General features: G+C 36.6%; 11 protein-coding genes. All 11 read left to right on the forward strand.

The window, feature by feature from the left end; genetic code table 11:
- Positions 1–101 precede the first annotated feature (101 nt).
- The 11 genes from STRMA_RS02915 (at position 102) to STRMA_RS02965 (ending at position 18696) form a co-directional block, all read left to right on the forward strand.
- Positions 102–1070, forward strand: a complete 969-nt coding sequence (locus tag STRMA_RS02915; protein WP_003080437.1) for a hypothetical protein — start codon at positions 102–104, stop codon at positions 1068–1070.
- 121 nt (positions 1071–1191) lie between these two features.
- Complete coding sequence (ylqF, locus tag STRMA_RS02920; protein WP_003082274.1) at positions 1192–2043, forward strand: ribosome biogenesis GTPase YlqF; 852 nt, start codon at positions 1192–1194, stop codon at positions 2041–2043.
- A complete protein-coding gene (locus STRMA_RS02925; RefSeq protein ID WP_003079953.1) occupies positions 2030–2803 on the forward strand; it encodes a ribonuclease HII in 774 nt (257 codons plus the stop codon). The genes ylqF and STRMA_RS02925 overlap by 14 nt, the downstream gene beginning before the upstream one ends.
- Before the next feature lie 101 nt (positions 2804–2904).
- Entirely contained in the window at positions 2905–3171 is a 267-nt protein-coding gene (locus STRMA_RS02930) for a hypothetical protein (protein WP_003080622.1), read from the forward strand.
- Between the two features lie 3 nt (positions 3172–3174).
- Positions 3175–3723 carry a sugar O-acetyltransferase gene (locus STRMA_RS02935; protein ID WP_003079462.1) on the forward strand — a complete coding sequence of 183 codons (549 nt, stop codon included), beginning with the start codon at positions 3175–3177 and terminating at the stop codon, positions 3721–3723.
- A 125-nt stretch (positions 3724–3848) separates the two neighbouring features.
- On the forward strand, positions 3849–4685 hold the full coding sequence (gene dprA, locus STRMA_RS02940; RefSeq protein WP_003081306.1) for a DNA-processing protein DprA: 837 nt from the start codon (positions 3849–3851) through the stop codon (positions 4683–4685).
- Positions 4686–4786: 101 nt separating this feature from the next.
- Positions 4787–6901 carry a type I DNA topoisomerase gene (gene topA / locus STRMA_RS02945; RefSeq protein ID WP_003081026.1) on the forward strand — a complete coding sequence of 705 codons (2115 nt, stop codon included), beginning with the start codon at positions 4787–4789 and terminating at the stop codon, positions 6899–6901.
- Between the two features lie 284 nt (positions 6902–7185).
- On the forward strand, positions 7186–8520 hold the full coding sequence (trmFO, locus tag STRMA_RS02950; protein WP_003080974.1) for a methylenetetrahydrofolate--tRNA-(uracil(54)-C(5))-methyltransferase (FADH(2)-oxidizing) TrmFO: 1335 nt from the start codon (positions 7186–7188) through the stop codon (positions 8518–8520).
- Between the two features lie 198 nt (positions 8521–8718).
- A complete protein-coding gene (locus STRMA_RS02955) occupies positions 8719–12975 on the forward strand; it encodes a glycoside hydrolase family 70 protein (RefSeq protein WP_003079439.1) in 4257 nt (1418 codons plus the stop codon).
- A 252-nt stretch (positions 12976–13227) separates the two neighbouring features.
- Positions 13228–17574, forward strand: coding sequence for a glycoside hydrolase family 70 protein (locus STRMA_RS02960; protein WP_003081055.1), 4347 nt, complete (start codon positions 13228–13230; stop codon positions 17572–17574).
- A gap of 369 nt (positions 17575–17943) precedes the next feature.
- Positions 17944–18696 carry an ABC transporter ATP-binding protein gene (locus STRMA_RS02965; RefSeq protein WP_003081539.1) on the forward strand — a complete coding sequence of 251 codons (753 nt, stop codon included), beginning with the start codon at positions 17944–17946 and terminating at the stop codon, positions 18694–18696.

An 18696-nucleotide genomic window follows, 5' to 3' on the forward strand; every position in this document is an offset into this window, starting at 1 on the left:
CCTTTGTACATTTAAGCTAATATTGATATCTATTTAAGATTTCATGACAGGTCTTATTTTGATAATAATTTTGCTAAAATAGATTAAAAAAGGAGAAAACGATGTTAAAAGAAAGGCGAAATCAAGGATTTATTTTATATTTAGTCATTGGTGTTATCTTTTTGATTGGATCTCTTATAACTTTTGTTGTGACTCATCAAAATCAAAATAACCAACACCCTTCTGTTGTATATAATGGAGGATCGACAAAAGCTTCTTCTGGAGATGAAATTACTTTGGAAGTTAATGCTATTTATCCTAAGCCTATAGCCGATATTGATGGGCATAAAACAGTTATATGGCTAGTTGGTTATAAAAACGGTTATGTTGGTTTAGAATCTAAAAAGAATGACAAGAATGTCGCTAAGCTCTTGAAAGCGAGAACTTCCCTTGCCAAGCATCCTAAAAAAATTAAAGTGAAATTTTTCAAAGCGACTGCAAGCGGTAAATATGGTATCAGAAACTATTCTTTTTCACTAAGAGATATTCTAAGGAAGAATATGGAAGTTAGCCGTTACTTTTCCTTTGATGATTACCTTTCTTTGAGCAGCTTAAATGCGAATCAGCTGAATACATTCGTTATTTGTGGCTTTTTTGGATTTATGGGGATCCTTTTTATAGCTTTGGCCTTTTTCATCAAATCTAAAATTAATCGTGCTTATAATGACTTCTATGCAGCTTATCCTGAATTAAATGGTAATTTAGCGCAAGTAACTACAGAAGCCGCTTACTATGATGATAAACTCAATATTGTTATATATAAGAATCATTTAGTAAGTTATTATAGAGGTTTTGCTATTGTAGATTTAAGTCAGATCATACAACTTTACCATCGTATCATAAAAACAAAACGTTCTTTTTTGACGGTAAATCAGCACTCTTTTCTTGTGGCTGTTAAAAATGATAATAAAAAAGTTAATTTACCAATTCCAAATCACGGCAAAAAAACAGACAAAGAGCTCCAGCCATTATTTGAGCTTCTTCAAAGAGATTTTCCAAATATAAATCTAAAAAATGATAAACCGTTTTAATTCATGCTATTTAAAAACTTGGGTACTCTATCCAAGTTTTTTTAGCTTCTGACTTATGATATAATGATTGAGAAAGTCTCATTTGTTTTTATAATTAAATGATATAAGGAGAAAATGCTTTATGCCTACTATTCAATGGTTCCCTGGTCATATGTCTAAAGCGCGTCGCCAAATACAGGAGAACCTAAAATATATAGATTTTGTAACGATTTTAGCGGATGCACGTCTACCATTATCAAGTCAAAATCCCATGTTAAATAAAATTGTTGGCGATAAATCAAAATTACTGGTCTTAAATAAAGCTGATTTAGCCGATAAACAGGAAACGGCTAAGTGGTGTGCATATTATAAAAAAGAAGGACTAAAAGTATTAGCGATCAATGCCAAAGAACAAGGAGTTATAAAACAGATTAACGGGGCAGCTAAAGCTTTAATGTCAGCTAAATTTGAACATCTACATAAAAAGGGCATTCAAAGTAATATGATGAGGACAATGATCATTGGCATCCCAAATGTAGGCAAATCTACCCTTATGAATCGTTTAGCTGGTAAAAAGATTGCTTCTGTCGGAAATAAACCAGGTATCACTAAAGGGCAGCAATGGTTAAAAACAAATAAAGATTTGGAAATATTGGACACCCCAGGTATTTTGTGGCCGAAATTTGAAGATCAGTTTGTTGGTCTTAAACTAGCTTTAACAGGAGCTATTAAAGATAACATTTTACCGATGGATGAAGTAACTATTTTTGGTCTGAATTATTTTAAAAAGCACTACCCAGAACGTCTACAAGAATATTTTAACGGAATTGATTTAAGTGAAGAAGCGCCAGAAATCATTATGAATATGACACAAAAATTGGGTTTTAGAGATGATTATGATCGTTTTTACAGCTTTTTTATAAAAGCAGTCCGTAACGGGAAATTAGGACCTTATACATTGGATAAAGTGGTAGACTTAAATGGCAACAATTAAGGAAATTAAACAAATACTGGCTAATATTAATCAGTTTTCAGATCCGCAATTATTAGTATTTGAAAAGGATAAGCGTGTTGGTGTACAAAATGCTGTTAAACAACGTAAGAAAGAACTTCAGTTCAATCGAGATGAAGATTTACGTTTAGAAAATATGCTCTTCTACGAAAAAGAACTATACGCCAAAGGTTATCAATATATCGCAGGAATTGATGAAGTGGGACGAGGGCCTTTGGCTGGACCTGTTGTTGCAGCATGTGTGATTTTGCCTCGTATGAGTAAAATCAAGGGGTTAAATGACAGCAAGCAGATTCCTAAGAAAAAGCATGAAGCTATCTATCAAAGGGTTCTTAAAAAGGCTTTATCGGTTGGCATTGGTATCGTTAGTAATCAGATGATTGATCAGATTAATATTTATGAGGCTAGTAGACTGGCTATGCTGCAGGCAATCAAACAACTTTCTAAAGATGAAATTAAGCCGGATTATTTACTCATTGATGCCATGCATATAGATAGCGCTATTCCACAACGTTCTATTATTAAGGGGGATGCTAAATCTATGTCTATCGCCGCAGCCTCTATCGTTGCAAAAGTAACTCGTGATAAACTTATGGCAGATTATAATCAGATTTATCCTGGCTACGATTTTGCACATAATGCTGGCTATGGAACTAAAAACCATTTAAATGGTTTAAGGCAGTATGGAATAACACCGATTCACCGCAAAAGTTTTGAACCTATAAAATCAATGTTACTATAATATTCTTCATTCTTTAGCTGGCTTTTATGAAATCATAACTTTTGTCTGCTTTTACTTATGTTGTAATGTAGTCATTTTAATAATAAGGAAGGAGTTGTGTTATGAGTTTATTGACAAGGGGAATTGCTAAAAAGACCGTTGCTTCATTAAACGAGTCTAAACATCATATTTTCTATTCTATTATTATTTGTTTTGGTTTAGCCATTTTATTTTTATCTGCCGCAGTCTATAACATCATGACAGAAGCTACGAAAGACCCTAAAATACGTATTATTGGTATTATATTGTGTTTAGCATTAGCAGCTCTCTTTTTATTTTTAGGTCTAGCGCTGCTGCTTAAAGTAAAGAAAAAAACTAAAAAGAGGTAAAAAATGATAAGTGAAAAAGAAAAAATGCTGTCTGGACAGCTCTATAAGGCCAGTGATCCCGAGCTTTATCAGATGCGCCAAAAATCCCGTCAGAATATGGTAACCTTTAACAAAGAATTAGAACGCCAACAGGCCTGTCTTCTCTTAAAAGATTGGTTTGGAGCTACTGGAGAACATATTACTATCAATCCTCAGTTTACTTGTGATTATGGTTCTCATATTTATGTTGGCGAAAACTTTTATGCGAATGCGAATTGCACTTTTTTAGATGTCTGTGAAATACGCATAGGCAACAATGCTTTGATAGGACCTAATGTGCAAATGCTGACCCCTTTACATCCATTAAATGCTAAAGAACGTATTTCTGGCCTTGAATACGGTGCACCGATTATGATAGGAGACAATGTGTGGATTGGCGGAGGGGCGACAGTTCTTCCCGGTGTAACACTAGGTGATAACGTTGTTGTTGGTGCTGGAAGCGTTGTGACTAAGTCTTTTGGAAATAATGTTGCTATTGCGGGGAACCCTGCAAAAATTATCAAGTATTTATAAAGGATATAAAGAAAGCACTCAATACTTGAATAAGTTTTGATACAGAGTTCATTTATAAAAATAGGATAGTGAGGCCGAACTAATTTGGTCTTGTTTTCGAATAGTTTAAATAGGAAGGTGTAAAAATGGATAATTTTCAACTATTTAAACTAAAAAAAGCAGGACTGACAAATCTAAATATTTTAAAAATTATAGAATATCAAAAAACAAAGAAAAAATCTTTGTCTCTTCGTGATATGGCTGTTGTTTCCGGCTGTCGGGAACCTCTACTTTTTATGGAACAGTATAAAAACTTGAATAGCAGCGTATTGCGAAAGGAATTTAATCGTTTTTCCTCTCTGTCTATTTTTGATAAAGATTACCCATTGGAGCTAAAAAATATCTATAATCCTCCAGCGCTTTTATTTTATAAAGGTAATATTGATCTTTTACAAAGCAAAAAATTAGCAATTGTTGGCTCTAGATCTTCTAGCCAAAACGGTATAGATGCGGTTAAAAAGATTGTACAAGAATTGGGAAACCGGTTTGTTATTGTTAGTGGTTTGGCACGTGGAATTGATACAAGTGCTCATTTAGCTGTGTTAAGAAATGGAGGATCTAGCATTGCTGTTATCGGTACAGGACTAGATATGTACTATCCTAAAGAAAATAAACAATTACAAGATTATATTGCTCACAATCATCTCCTTTTATCAGAATATGGACCAGGCAGCAGACCCTTAAAATATCATTTTCCAGAACGCAATAGAATCATCGCAGGGCTGTCCCAAGGAGTTGTTGTTGCAGAAGCTAAACTGCGTTCAGGAAGCTTGATTACTTCTGAACGTGCCTTAGAGGAAGGAAGAGATGTCTATGCAATTCCTGGAAATATTTTAGATGGCTACTCAGATGGCTGTCACCATTTGATACAAGAGGGAGCAAAATGCATAACTTCGGGTCTTGATATCTTAAATGAATATTAAATCCCGAACAACTTCTTCTATAAGATAATCTTTGTTCTTGACAGGTTTCTAAAAATAATATATCATTCTAGAAGTTTAAAACTGATAGAAAGTGTGATATAGTGACAGCTCAAACAGCAACTAAAGCCAAAAAAACAAGTAAGAAACGCGCAACAGCTAAGAAAAATTTAGTTATCGTAGAGTCTCCTGCTAAAGCAAAAACTATAGAAAAGTATTTGGGACGCTCTTATAAAGTTGTTGCTTCTGTGGGGCATATTCGTGACCTAAAAAAATCAAGTATGTCAATAGATTTTGATAATAATTACGAACCTCAATATATTAATATTAGAGGTAAAGGTCCTCTTATTAATTCCTTAAAAAAAGAAGCTAAAAAAGCCAAACAAATTTTTCTTGCAAGTGACCCGGATCGTGAAGGAGAAGCTATTTCATGGCATTTAGCACATATTTTAAATTTGGATCCAAAAGAAAAAAATCGTGTCGTTTTTAATGAAATCACAAAAAATACTGTGAAAAATGCTTTTACTGAACCGCGTCAAATTGATATGGATCTTGTAGATGCACAGCAAGCACGTCGTGTTTTGGATAGAATCGTAGGTTATTCTATATCACCTATTCTCTGGAAAAAAGTTAAAAAAGGCCTTTCAGCAGGGCGTGTCCAATCTGTTGCTCTCAAGCTCATTATTGACCGTGAAAATGAAATAAAGAACTTTAAACCAGAAGAATATTGGAGTATTGATGGTTTATTTAAAAAAGGAAAAAAACAGTTTCAAGCCAGTTTTTATGGACTTGATGGAAAAAAAATTAAACTAAAAAACAAGGATGGAGTTAAAGAAGTACTAGATCGTATTACAGGAGATGATTTTCTTGTTAAGAAAGTCGAAAAGAAGGAACGTAAACGCAATGCACCGCTCCCTTATACAACATCCTCTTTGCAACAAGATGCTGCTAATAAAATTAGTTTTAGGACGCGTAAAACAATGATGGTTGCTCAACAGCTTTATGAAGGAATCAGGCTTGGTTCTAGCGGGCAGCAAGGTTTGATTACTTATATGCGTACTGATTCTACCAGAATTAGCCCTTTAGCTCAAAATGAAGCTGCTACTTATATTACAGAGCGTTTTGGCGCTCATTATTCGAAGCACGGGAATCGTGTGCGTAACGCCTCAGGAGCCCAAGATGCCCATGAGGCTATCCGCCCTTCAAATGTTAATCATACGCCTGAATCTATTGCTAAATATTTAGATAAGGATCAATTAAAACTTTATACTCTTATTTGGAACCGTTTTGTTGCCAGCCAGATGACAGCAGCTGTCTTTGATACAATGAAGGTCAATCTTGAGCAAAATGGCGTCCGATTTACTGCTAATGGCAGTCAAGTCAAATTCGATGGATATTTAGCTATTTATAATGATTCTGATAAAAATAAAATGCTTCCTGATATGACAGAAGGTGACTATGTCAAAAAAGTTTCTACTAATCCTGAACAGCATTTTACTCAGCCACCTGCTCGTTATTCAGAAGCAACTCTTATTAGAACTTTAGAGGAAAATGGTGTTGGCCGTCCGTCAACCTATGCGCCAACGCTAGAAACCATCCAAAAACGTTATTATGTCAAGTTAATTGCAAGACGTTTTGAGCCGACTGAACTTGGTGAAATTGTTAACAGTCTTATTATTGAATTCTTCCCAGATATTGTAGATGTCAAATTCACAGCTGAAATGGAAGGGAAACTTGATGAAATCGAAATCGGCAAGGAAGACTGGCAAAGGGTTATTGATCAGTTTTACAGGCCTTTTGAGAAGGAAGTTTCAAAGGCTGAAGAAGAAATGGAAAAAATTCAAATTAAAGATGAACCCGCTGGTTTTGATTGTGAAATTTGTGGTCATCCGATGGTCATAAAACTTGGCCGCTATGGCAAGTTTTATGCTTGTTCAAATTTCCCAGACTGTCATAATACTAAGGCTATTACTAAAGAAATAGGTGTTACTTGTCCCCTTTGTAAGAAAGGACAGGTCATTGAACGCAAGACAAAACGCAACCGTATTTTTTATGGCTGTGATCGCTATCCAGAATGTGAATTTACTTCATGGAATAAGCCTATTGGGCGAGATTGTCCTAAATCTGGAGATTTTCTAGTTGAAAAGAAAGTTCGTGGCGGTAAACAAGTAATCTGCAGCAATAATGAGTGCGATTATAAAGAAGAAATTATAAAATAAATGATCAGGAGTGAGATTTTTGTTTCACTCCTTTTTAATATTGAAAGCTGCTTTCTCATTATACAGTAGATGATTACTCACCTATAGTATATAGATAATAGAGGTTTTTATAGTCTGGAGGATAGTTGATAGCGGTAATAAAACCAATCAAAGCTTGTATCAAAACAATCTGAAAATACTTCCAAATGTTTTAGTTTAGGAAATTCAGGAATTAAGGTATAATAAACAGGTATCACAAATAGAAAGATTTGAGCTGGGATTTTCCTAGCAAAGAGGTATTGGTTTTGTCTCAATCTTACATAAATGTTATCGGGGCTGGCTTGGCTGGTTCTGAGGCGGCATATCAGATTGCCAAGCGCGGTATTCCTGTCAAACTCTATGAGATGCGCGGTGTTAAGCCGACACCTCAGCATAAAACCAGTGATTTTGCAGAATTGGTCTGCTCTAATTCTTTTCGTGGGGACAGCCTAACTAATGCTGTTGGTCTGCTTAAAGAAGAAATGCGTCGTTTGGATTCCATTATCATGCAAAAAGGTGAAGCCAACCGTCTGCCTGCTGGAGGTGCTATGGCGGTTGACCGCGAAGGTTATGCTCAAGCGGTAACTGCAGAACTCCAAAACCATCCCTTAATAGAGGTTATTCGCAAGGAAATAACAGAAATTCCCGAAGATGTGATTACAATAATTGCGACAGGTCCTCTGACAAGCGACAGTCTGGCAGAAAAAATTCACATATTGAATAATGGAGCTGGTTTTTATTTTTACGATGCAGCAGCCCCCATTATTGATAAAAGTACGATTGATATGGATAAGGTCTACCTCAAATCGCGTTATGACAAGGGTGAAGCGGCCTATCTTAACTGTCCTATGACTAAAGAAGAATTTATGGCTTTTCATGAAGCTTTGATAAAGGCAAAAGAGGCTCCGCTTAATTCTTTTGAGAAAGAAAAGTATTTTGAAGGATGCATGCCTATCGAAGTTATGGCTAAACGCGGTATCAAAACGATGCTTTATGGTCCTATGAAGCCAGTTGGGCTAGAATATCCAGAAGATTATAAAGGACCGCGAGATGGTGACTATAAGACACCCTATGCTGTTGTCCAACTGCGTCAGGACAATGCTGCAGGAAATCTTTATAATATTGTCGGTTTTCAAACACATCTTAAATGGGGAGAGCAGAAGCGAGTTTTTCAGATGATTCCTGGACTCGAACACGCTGATTTTGTCCGCTATGGCGTCATGCACCGCAACTCTTATATGGATTCACCAAATCTTCTAACCCAGACCTTCCAGTCCAAAAGACAGAGCAATCTCTTTTTTGCTGGTCAGATGACAGGGGTAGAGGGCTATGTAGAATCAGCAGCTTCTGGTCTTATAGCTGGTATTAATGCTGTTCGCTATTTGAAGGGAGAAAAAGCTGTAGTTTTTCCGCAGACAACAGCCATCGGTTCCCTACCTTATTACATTACACATACCAATAGTAAACATTTTCAACCTATGAACATTAATTTTGGAATTATAGCAGAATTAAAAGGTCCGCGTATTCGAGATAAAAAAGAACGTTACACTGCCATCAGCAAACGCGCTTTAAGAGATTTAGAACCATTTTTAAACTTTTAAGTTTTAGAAATAAATGCTAATAAAAGTCTTTGAAAATCAAAGGCTTTTATTAATTTTAAATAAGATAGTTATCGGCTTTTTTAGTGAAATTTAGAAAAAATTTATAAATATCAGTTACAAATATTTGTTAATTATTAAAAATATGTTACAATAATACTGTTTGATATAAAACATCTTTAATAATTTTGGAGGTTCCTAATGGACAAAAAAGTGCGTTATAAATTGCGCAAAGTAAAGAAAAGATGGGTAACAGTATCTGTTGCATCCGCTATGATGACTTTAACAACCCTTTCGGGTGGCTTAGCAAAAGCAGATTCTAATGAAGTAAAATCTCAGAATTCTGCTGATTCTAATAATATTATTAAAAGTCAGACTCAGACGACTACCGAATCAGTTACAAGCGAACAAAATGATTCAGTAACAACAAATAGTAGTTCTAATTCAGAAACAAGTTCTTCAGTAACACAGAGACAAACAACAAGCAATCCTTATATCTCTAATACAAGTGAACAAACAACTTCTAGCTCTGAACAGACACAACAGACACAAAGTCAGGTAGTCACTGAGGCAGATAAAAATTCTGAAGCTAAGAAAGAGACAACTAAGGCTGCAGATAAAGTCACAGAAAATACTGAAAAAGTCACTGAAGCTAATACAGATGACACTGATGTCAGTGATATACAATTGTTAGAAAGTATTTCAAACGTCAAAGAAGTTGATGGCAAATATTATTATTACGATGAAGCTGGTAAGGTAAGAACTAATTTTACTTTAATCGTTAATGGTAAGGCTCTGCATTTTGATGAAAGCGGTGCTTATACAGATACTTCAATTGACACTGTGAATAAGGATGTTGTCACAACAAGAAGTAATTTATATAAAAAATATAATCAAGTCTATGATCGTTCTGCTAAAAGCTTTGAACATATCGATAACTATTTGACAGCTGAGTCTTGGTATCGTCCTAAATATATTTTAAAAGATGGAAAGACCTGGACTAAATCAACAGAAAAAGATTTCCGTCCTATTCTAATGGCTTGGTGGCCAAGTCAAGAAACACAGCGCCAATATGTTAATTACATGAACAAACAGCTTGGAATTAACAAAACTTATGATGATACAAGCAATCAGGTTCAATTAAATATTGCAGCAGGGATAATTCAGGCTAAAATAGAAGCTAAAATTACAGCGACAAAAAATACAAACTGGCTGCGTTCTATTATTTCATCGTTTGTCAAAACACAAACGGCATGGAACAGTGAAAGCGAAAAACCATTTGACGATCATTTACAAAATGGCGCACTTCGTTTTGATAACAAAACTAGCTTAACGCCTGGTACTGGCTCTAACTACCGTATTCTTAACCGCACACCAACTAATCAAACTGGTAAGAAAGATCCTAGATATACTGCTGATAACACTATCGGCGGTTACGAATTCTTATTAGCCAATGATGTGGACAATTCTAATCCTGTTGTTCAGGCTGAACAGCTGAACTGGCTCCACTTCCTCATGAATTTTGGAAAGATTTACGCTAATGATCCTGATGCTAACTTTGACTCCATTCGTGTAGATGCTGTGGACAATGTGGATGCTGACTTGCTTCAAATTGCTGGCGATTACTTAAAAGTTGCTAAGGGTATTCATAAAAATGACAAAAACGCTAATGATCATCTGTCTATCTTAGAAGCATGGAGTGACAATGATACACCTTACCTCCATGATGATGGTGACAACATGATCAATATGGATAATAAGCTGCGTTTGTCCCTGCTTTATTCTTTGGCTAAACCTCTAAACCAACGTTCAGGTATGAATCCTTTGATCACTAATAGCTTGGTTAATAGGACAGAAGACAGTGCTGAAACGGCTGCTGTTCCTTCTTACTCCTTTATCCGAGCACATGATAGTGAGGTTCAAGATTTAATTCGTGATATCATTAAGGCTGAAATCAATCCCAATGTTGTCGGTTATTCCTTCACCATGGAAGAAATTAAAAAGGCCTTTGAGATTTACAATAAAGATTTACTAGCTACCAATAAGAAATACACGCATTATAATACAGCCCTATCTTATGCCTTGCTTTTGACCAATAAATCCAGTGTACCGCGGGTATACTACGGAGATATGTTTACTGATGACGGTCAGTATATGGCCAATAAGACAATTAACTATGATGCCATTGAAGCGCTCTTGAAAGCACGGATAAAATACGTATCTGGCGGTCAATCCATGAGCAATATGAGAGTAGGGAACTCTGAAATCATTACTTCTGTACGTTATGGAAAAGGGGCTTTGACTAAAGATGCTGTTGGGGATCAAACTACTCGTCTGTCAGGTATAGGAGTCATTGAAGCTAACCAACCAAGTTTACGCCTTAACGAAAATGAACAAGTCGTCTTGAATATGGGAGCAGCGCATAAAAACCAAGCTTACCGCCCACTGTTATTAACAACTAATCAAGGCATTGCGACCTATAATTCAGATCAAGAAGCAGCTGGTTTGGTTCGCTATACGAATGATAGAGGTGAGTTGATCTTTACGGCAGCTGATATTAAAGGCTATGCCAATCCGCAAGTCTCAGGTTACTTAGGAGTTTGGGTTCCTGTTGGTGCAGCTGCCAACCAAGATATTCGTGTGGCAGCGAGTGAAACTCCATCTACAGATGGCAAGTCTGTTCACCAAAATGCTGCTTTAGATTCACGTGTTATGTTTGAAGGCTTCTCGAATTTCCAAGATTTTGCGACCAAGGAAGACGAGTATACCAATGTGGTTATTGCTAAAAACGTTGACAAGTTTGCCGAATGGGGCGTGACGGATTTTGAAATGGCGCCGCAGTATGTTTCTTCGACAGATGGGACTTTCCTTGATTCTGTGATTCAAAACGGCTATGCCTTTACAGACCGTTATGACTTAGGTATTTCTAAGCCAAATAAATACGGTACGGCAGACCACTTGGTTAAGGCCATCAAAGCGCTTCACAGCAAGGGCATTAAAGTGATGGCGGACTGGGTGCCAGATCAAATGTATACTTTCCCAGAAAAAGAAGTTGTAACAGCTACCCGTACTGATAAGTATGGTACACCGACAGAAGGTTCTCGTATCCAAAGCAGCCTTTATGTGACAGATACGAAAAGTTCAGGAAAAGATCAACAAGCTAAATACGGCGGTGAATTCTTGAAAGAACTTCAGGAGAAATACCCAGAACTCTTCACTAGGAAACAGATTTCAACGGGTGTTGCGATGGATCCGACTGTTAAAATTAAGCAGTGGTCAGCCAAATACTTCAATGGAACCAATATTTTAGGACGCGGTGCGGATTATGTCCTAAAAGATCAAGCTACTAATTCTCATTTCAATATTTCAGATGATAAAGAAACAAATTTCCTTCCTAAATCATTACTAAATCAAGACAGCCAAGTCGGCTTCTCTTATGATGGAACTGGATATGTTTACTATTCAACCAGTGGTTATCAAGCTAAAAATACTTTTATCAGTGAAGGTGACAAATGGTACTATTTTGACAAAAATGGTTACATGGTGACTGGTGTTCAAAATATTAATGGTGTTCATTATTACTTCCTGCCTAATGGCCTTCAATTGAGAAACGCTATTCTTAAGAATGAAAATGGTACTTATGCTTATTATGGAAATGATGGACGCCGATATGAAAATGGCTATTATCAATTTACCAGCGGCGTTTGGCGTCATTTTAAGAATGGAGAAATGAGTGTTGGCTTAACTGTTGTTGATAATGAGGTTCAATATTTTGATGAGATGGGTTATCAGGCCAAAGGTAAATTTGTCACAACTGCTGATGGCAAAATAAGATACTTTGATAAAGAATCTGGCAATATGCACCGAAATCATTTCATTGAAAATGAAAAAGGCCAATGGCTCTACCTTGGTGTCAATGGTGCAGCAGTAGTAGGCAATCAAACGATTAATGGCCAACGCCTCTACTTTAAAGCTAACGGTATTCAAGCCAAAGGTGAGTTTATCACAGATCAGCAAGGCCGTATCAGCTATTATGATGCTAATTCCGGGGATCAAATCCGCAACCGTTTCGTTAGAAACAGCCAAGGCCAATGGTTCTACTTTGACAATAATGGCTATGCCGTAACAGGAGCAAGGACTATTAATGGTCAACGTCTCTACTTTAAAGCTAACGGTGTTCAGGCCAAAGGTGAGTTTATCACAGATCAGCAAGGCCGTATCAGCTATTATGACGCTGCATCTGGTGATCAAATCCGCAACCGTTTCGTTAGAAACAGCCAAGGCCAATGGTTCTACTTTGACAATAATGGCTATGCCGTAACAGGAGCAAGGACTATTAATGGTCAACGTCTCTACTTTAAAGCTAACGGTGTTCAGGCCAAAGGTGAGTTTATCACAGATCAGCAAGGCCGTATCAGCTATTATGATCCTAATTCTGGCGATCAAATTCTGCTTTAATCAGTGATTAAAACAAGAGAATAGGATGACAATCATGTTTTTTGTCCTTCCTATTCTCTTTTTTGTTTAAAAAATTCTTAAGGTAAGTTCAGTTATTTTTTAATACTTATCATAAATTTATAATGAATTTATTTTTTTAGAAAAAATTAAAAAAATTTATTGTAATTTAATTACAACACATTGTCTTTTTGTTATAAAAATGTTACAATAACTATGTTTTATATCAAAACACTTAAATATTTTGGAGGATGTATGGAAAAGAAAGTACATTTTAAATTACGTAAAGTGAAGAAGCGATGGGTAACAGTATCAGTTGCCTCTACCGTCTTGGCTTTGACTTCTCTTTCAGGTGGATTTGTAAAAGCAGATTCTAATGAAGATAGTAATCAGGTTGTTAATGACTCTCAAACAGGTCTTGTGACAACAAGTAAGGAAACGACTAAAGAAGACTCTGCCTCTTCTGGTGCAGCAAATACTGCAACTTCAGAGCCTAAAGTAACTGAGAACAATCTCAAGAATAATGCAGCTACTAAAACTGCAGATGCTAATGCTGCTGTAAATGCTCAAGCAGCAGTGAGTCAATCAAAATCTGTCAGTGATAAAATAGTTGCTGCTTCGCCAAAAGCTGCAAACCGTACAGCAGCCAACAATAAAGTTGCTGCAGCAAATACCGCAGCAAATGTACGCCGATCTGTCACTGCTAAATTTGTTCCTAACAAACCAAAAGATATAAAGATAAATCAATCAGGATTGTTGGGCCGAGATAATGTTGAAGCACTTAACAGTGTTAAAAACATTAAAAATGTTAATGGTAAATATTATTATTACAAAGAAGATGGCACTGTTCAAAAAAATTATGCCTTGAATATTAATGGTAAGATATTTTACTTTGATGAAACTGGTGCCTTATCAGATAGTTCTTTACCTAAGAGAGGATCTACATCTGATTTCACTGATAAGACTAGTGATTTTGCAAAACATAATCAGGCTTATAGTACGGCTGCAGAAAGTTTTGAACATATCAATAACTATTTAACGGCTGATTCTTGGTATCGTCCAAAGAGTATCTTGAAGGACGGAAAGACCTGGACTGAATCTACAGATAAAGATTTTCGTCCTATTCTTATGTCCTGGTGGCCTGACCAAGAAACACAGCGTCAGTATGTTAACTATATGAACACGCAGCTTGGAATCAATAGAACTTATAACTCTTCTACTAGCCAAGCACAATTAGATTTGGCTGCACAAACAGTACAAACCAAGATTGAAGAAAAAATCACGGCGACAAAAAATACAAACTGGCTGCGTTCTATTATTTCATCGTTTGTCAAAACACAAACAGCTTGGAACAGTGAAAGTGAAAAACCATTTGACGATCATTTACAAAAGGGTGCCCTTCTTTATAGTAATAATAGTAAGACAAGCCCGCATGCTAACTCAAATTATCGTATTCTTAACCGCACGCCGACTTACCAAACTGGTAAACACGATCCACGTTACACAGCTGATCCAAGTATGGGAGGCTATGAGTTTTTACTAGCTAATGATGTGGACAATTCTAATCCTGTCGTTCAGGCTGAACAGCTGAACTGGCTCCACTTCCTCATGAATTTTGGAAAGATTTACGCTAATGATCCTGATGCTAACTTTGACTCCATTCGTGTAGATGCTGTGGACAATGTGGATGCTGACCTGCTTCAAATTGCTGGCGATTACTTAAAAGCTGCTAAGGGTATTCATAAGAATGACAAAAACGCTAATGATCATCTGTCTATCTTAGAAGCATGGAGTAATAATGATACACCTTACCTCCATGATGATGGTGACAACATGATCAATATGGATAACAAGCTGCGTTTGTCTCTGCTTTATTCTCTGGCTAAACCTTTAGGAGAACGTTCAGGCATGAATCCTTTGATCACTAATAGCTTGATTAATAGGACAGAAGACAGTGCTGAAACGGCTGCTGTTCCTTCTTACTCCTTTATCCGAGCACATGATAGTGAAGTGCAGGATCTGATTGGCCGGATTATCAGAGCTGAAATCAATCCCAATGTTGTCGGTTATTCTTTCACCATGGAAGAAATTAAAAAGGCCTTTGAGATTTACAATAAAGATTTACTAGCTACCAATAAGAAATACACGCATTATAATACAGCCCTATCTTATGCCTTGCTTTTGACCAATAAATCCAGTGTACCGCGGGTATACTATGGAGATATGTTTACTGATGATGGTCAGTATATGGCCAATAAGACAATTAACTATGATGCCATTGAAGCGCTCTTGAAAGCACGGATAAAATACGTATCTGGCGGTCAATCCATGAGCAATATGAGAGTAGGGAACTCTGAAATCATTACTTCTGTACGTTATGGAAAAGGGGCTTTGACTAAAAACGTTGTTGGAGACCAAACCACTCGTTTATCAGGAGTTGCTGTTATTGAAGGAAATAATCCTAATCTTCGTTTGAATAGTTATGACCGTGTTGTCGTCAATATGGGAGCAGCGCATAAAAACCAAGCTTACCGCCCACTGTTATTGACAACTAATCAAGGCATTGCGACCTATAATTCAGATCAAGAAGCAGCTGGTTTGGTTCGCTATACGAATGACAGAGGTGAGTTGATCTTTACGGCAGCTGATATTAAAGGCTATGCCAATCCGCAAGTTTCAGGTTACTTAGGAGTTTGGGTTCCTGTTGGTGCAGCTGCCAACCAAGATATTCGTGTGGCAGCGAGTGAAACTCCATCTACAGATGGCAAGTCTGTTCACCAAAATGCTGCTTTAGATTCACGTGTTATGTTTGAAGGCTTCTCGAATTTCCAAGATTTTGCGACCAAGGAAGACGAGTATACCAATGTGGTTATTGCTAAAAACGTTGACAAGTTTGCCGAATGGGGCGTGACAGATTTTGAAATGGCGCCGCAGTATGTTTCTTCGACAGATGGGACTTTCCTTGATTCTGTGATTCAAAACGGCTATGCCTTTACAGACCGTTATGACTTAGGTATTTCTAAGCCAAATAAATACGGTACGGCAGACCACTTGGTTAAGGCCATCAAAGCGCTTCACAGCAAGGGCATTAAAGTGATGGCGGACTGGGTGCCAGATCAAATGTACGCTTTCCCAGAAAAAGAAGTTGTTGAAGTAACGCGAGTGGACAAATATGGAAGAGTTATTGCTGGTTCTCAAATTAAAAACACACTTTATGTGGTGGACAGTAAGAGCTCAGGAAAAGATCAACAAGCTAAATACGGCGGTGAATTCTTGAAAGAACTTCAGGAGAAATACCCAGAACTCTTTACTAGGAAACAGATTTCAACGGGTGTTGCGATGGATCCGACTGTTAAAATTAAGCAGTGGTCAGCCAAATACTTCAATGGAACCAATATTTTAGGACGCGGTGCAGGTTATGTCTTAAAAGATCAAGCAACAAACACTTACTTCAGCTTAGCTGCAGATAAAACTTTCCTTCCTAAGTCTTTGTTAACAGATCGTTCGTCAACTAACTATACAACTGGTTTTGTACATGACGGGAAAGGCTATACTTACTATTCAACTAGTGGCAATCAAGCAAAAAATACTTTTATCAGTTTAGGTGATAAATGGTACTATTTTGATAAAGATGGTTACATGGTAACAGGTGCTAAGTTTATCAATGGCGCAAACTATTTCTTCCTGTCAAATGGTATCCAATTGAGAAATGCCATTTATAATAATGGTCATAATGTTTTTGCTTATTATGGAAACGATGGGCGCCGATATGAAAATGGCTATTATCTCTTTGGACAACAGTGGCGTTATTTCCGAAATGGTGTTATGGCTGTTGGTTTAACGACTGTCAACGGAGGAGCAGTTCAATACTTTGATAATTCTGGATTCCAAGCTAAAGGACAGTTTATTACGACATCAGATAATAAATTACGTTACTTTGATAGAAATTCAGGAAATCAAATTTCAAATTCATTTGTAAGAAATTCTAAGGGAGAATGGTTCTTCTTTGATCAAAATGGGGTAGCTGCCACAGGAGCAAGAACTATTAATGGCCAACGCCTCTACTTTAAAGCTAACGGTGTTCAGGCTAAAGGTGAATTTATCACAGATGGAAATGGCCGCGTGAAGTATTATGATGCCAATTCAGGTAATGAAATCCGCAACCGTTTCGTTAGAAACAGCCAAGGCCAATGGTTCTTCTTTGATAACAATGGCTATGCCGTAACAGGAGCAAGAACTATTAATGGCCAACGCCTCTACTTTAAAGCTAACGGTGTTCAGGCTAAAGGTGAATTCATTACAGAAAGCAAAGGCCGTGTCAAATACTATGATCCTCAATCAGGTATTGAAGTGCGTAACCGTTATATAAAGACATCATCAGGAAATTGGTATTATTTCGGTAATGATGGTTATTCTCTTGTAGGTTGGCACATAGTTGAAGGAAAATGGGCTTATTTTGATGAGAATGGTATTTATCGCTATAACAATGATTACCAAAGAGGAAATCGAAATCCTAATCGTACAATAAATCGCGGAAGTACGAATGATTTCCGTTTCAGACCTAGATATGATAGATTTTTCCCTGGTTTCTTTAGATTCTAATATAAACAGCTAATGACTATCTGTCATTTGCGGGAAAATAGCATCATTGACTTTTCCTTATCTAAAATTCCTTTGCTTGTTATCAAGCGGTAAAGGTAATAAAATAATTAGTAGAGGCAGGACTTTGGTCTTGTCTCTATTTTCTTATGTTACTTATTTTCCAAAAGTTATTTTTTCTTCAAAGCAAGAGGAGAAGGAAATTCTTGCTTTTATAAAAATTACAATTTTGTAAGGTTATTGTTTTTTAATGTAAGGATCAAAGACTTTTTTTCCTTTAAAATAATAGGTGTTCGCAATAAATAGTTAACTTGTTTAAATGCGGTTAATACAGAGTAATTATTTTTAGTATAATGGTTTAAAGGAGAAATTATGCTTTTAGAGATTAATCATTTAGAAAAAGTATTTCGGACACGTTTTTCAAAAGAAGAGACACGTGCTTTACAAGATGTTGATTTTAAAGTTGAGAAAGAAGAATTTATCGCCATAATGGGGGAATCCGGATCTGGTAAAACAACCTTGCTTAATATTCTAGCTACCTTAGAAAAGCCAACCAATGGTTCTGTTGTCCTAAATGGTGAAAATATTATCAAAATCAAAGAAAACCGGCTAGCTGCATTTCGTCTTAAAAATCTAGGCTTTGTTTTTCAAGAGTTTAATCTTTTAGATACTCTTTCTGTTCAAGACAATATTTTTTTACCTTTAGTGCTTGATCGCCAAAATTACAAAGAAATGGAAAAGCGTTTATACCGCCTTGCTCCTAAACTTCGTATTCAAGATCTGCTGGAAAAGCGTCCCTTTGAACTTTCAGGAGGCCAAAAACAACGTGTCGCTATTGCTCGCAGCCTTATTACTAAGCCTCAAATCCTTTTAGCAGATGAACCGACAGCAGCACTGGATTATCGCAATTCGGAAGATTTACTGAATTTATTTGAAGATATTAATGCAGATGGCCAAACCATTTTAATGGTTACTCACTCAGCCAACGCAGCAAGTCATGCTAAACGTGTTCTTTTTATTAAAGATGGGCGTATATTCCATCAGCTTTACAGAGGAAATAAAAGCAATCAAGAATTTAATAAGGATATTTCTTTATCTATGTCAGCACTTTTAGGAGGTGAGTAA

This window comes from Streptococcus macacae NCTC 11558, from assembly GCF_000187995.2.
In the GTDB taxonomy this organism is placed as follows: domain Bacteria; phylum Bacillota; class Bacilli; order Lactobacillales; family Streptococcaceae; genus Streptococcus; species Streptococcus macacae.

What these genes read in the sequence shown, in the direction of transcription:
- STRMA_RS02915 (WP_003080437.1), top strand. Translation starts at nt 102, where the DNA reads ATGTTAAAAGAAAGGCGAAATCAAGGATTTATTTTATATTTAGTCATT.
- ylqF (WP_003082274.1), top strand. Translation starts at nt 1,192, where the DNA reads ATGCCTACTATTCAATGGTTCCCTGGTCATATGTCTAAAGCGCGTCGC.
- STRMA_RS02925 (WP_003079953.1), top strand. Translation starts at nt 2,030, where the DNA reads ATGGCAACAATTAAGGAAATTAAACAAATACTGGCTAATATTAATCAG.
- STRMA_RS02930 (WP_003080622.1), top strand. Translation starts at nt 2,905, where the DNA reads ATGAGTTTATTGACAAGGGGAATTGCTAAAAAGACCGTTGCTTCATTA.
- STRMA_RS02935 (WP_003079462.1), top strand. Translation starts at nt 3,175, where the DNA reads ATGATAAGTGAAAAAGAAAAAATGCTGTCTGGACAGCTCTATAAGGCC.
- dprA (WP_003081306.1), top strand. Translation starts at nt 3,849, where the DNA reads ATGGATAATTTTCAACTATTTAAACTAAAAAAAGCAGGACTGACAAAT.
- STRMA_RS02955 (WP_003079439.1), top strand. Translation starts at nt 8,719, where the DNA reads ATGGACAAAAAAGTGCGTTATAAATTGCGCAAAGTAAAGAAAAGATGG.
- STRMA_RS02960 (WP_003081055.1), top strand. Translation starts at nt 13,228, where the DNA reads ATGGAAAAGAAAGTACATTTTAAATTACGTAAAGTGAAGAAGCGATGG.
- STRMA_RS02965 (WP_003081539.1), top strand. Translation starts at nt 17,944, where the DNA reads ATGCTTTTAGAGATTAATCATTTAGAAAAAGTATTTCGGACACGTTTT.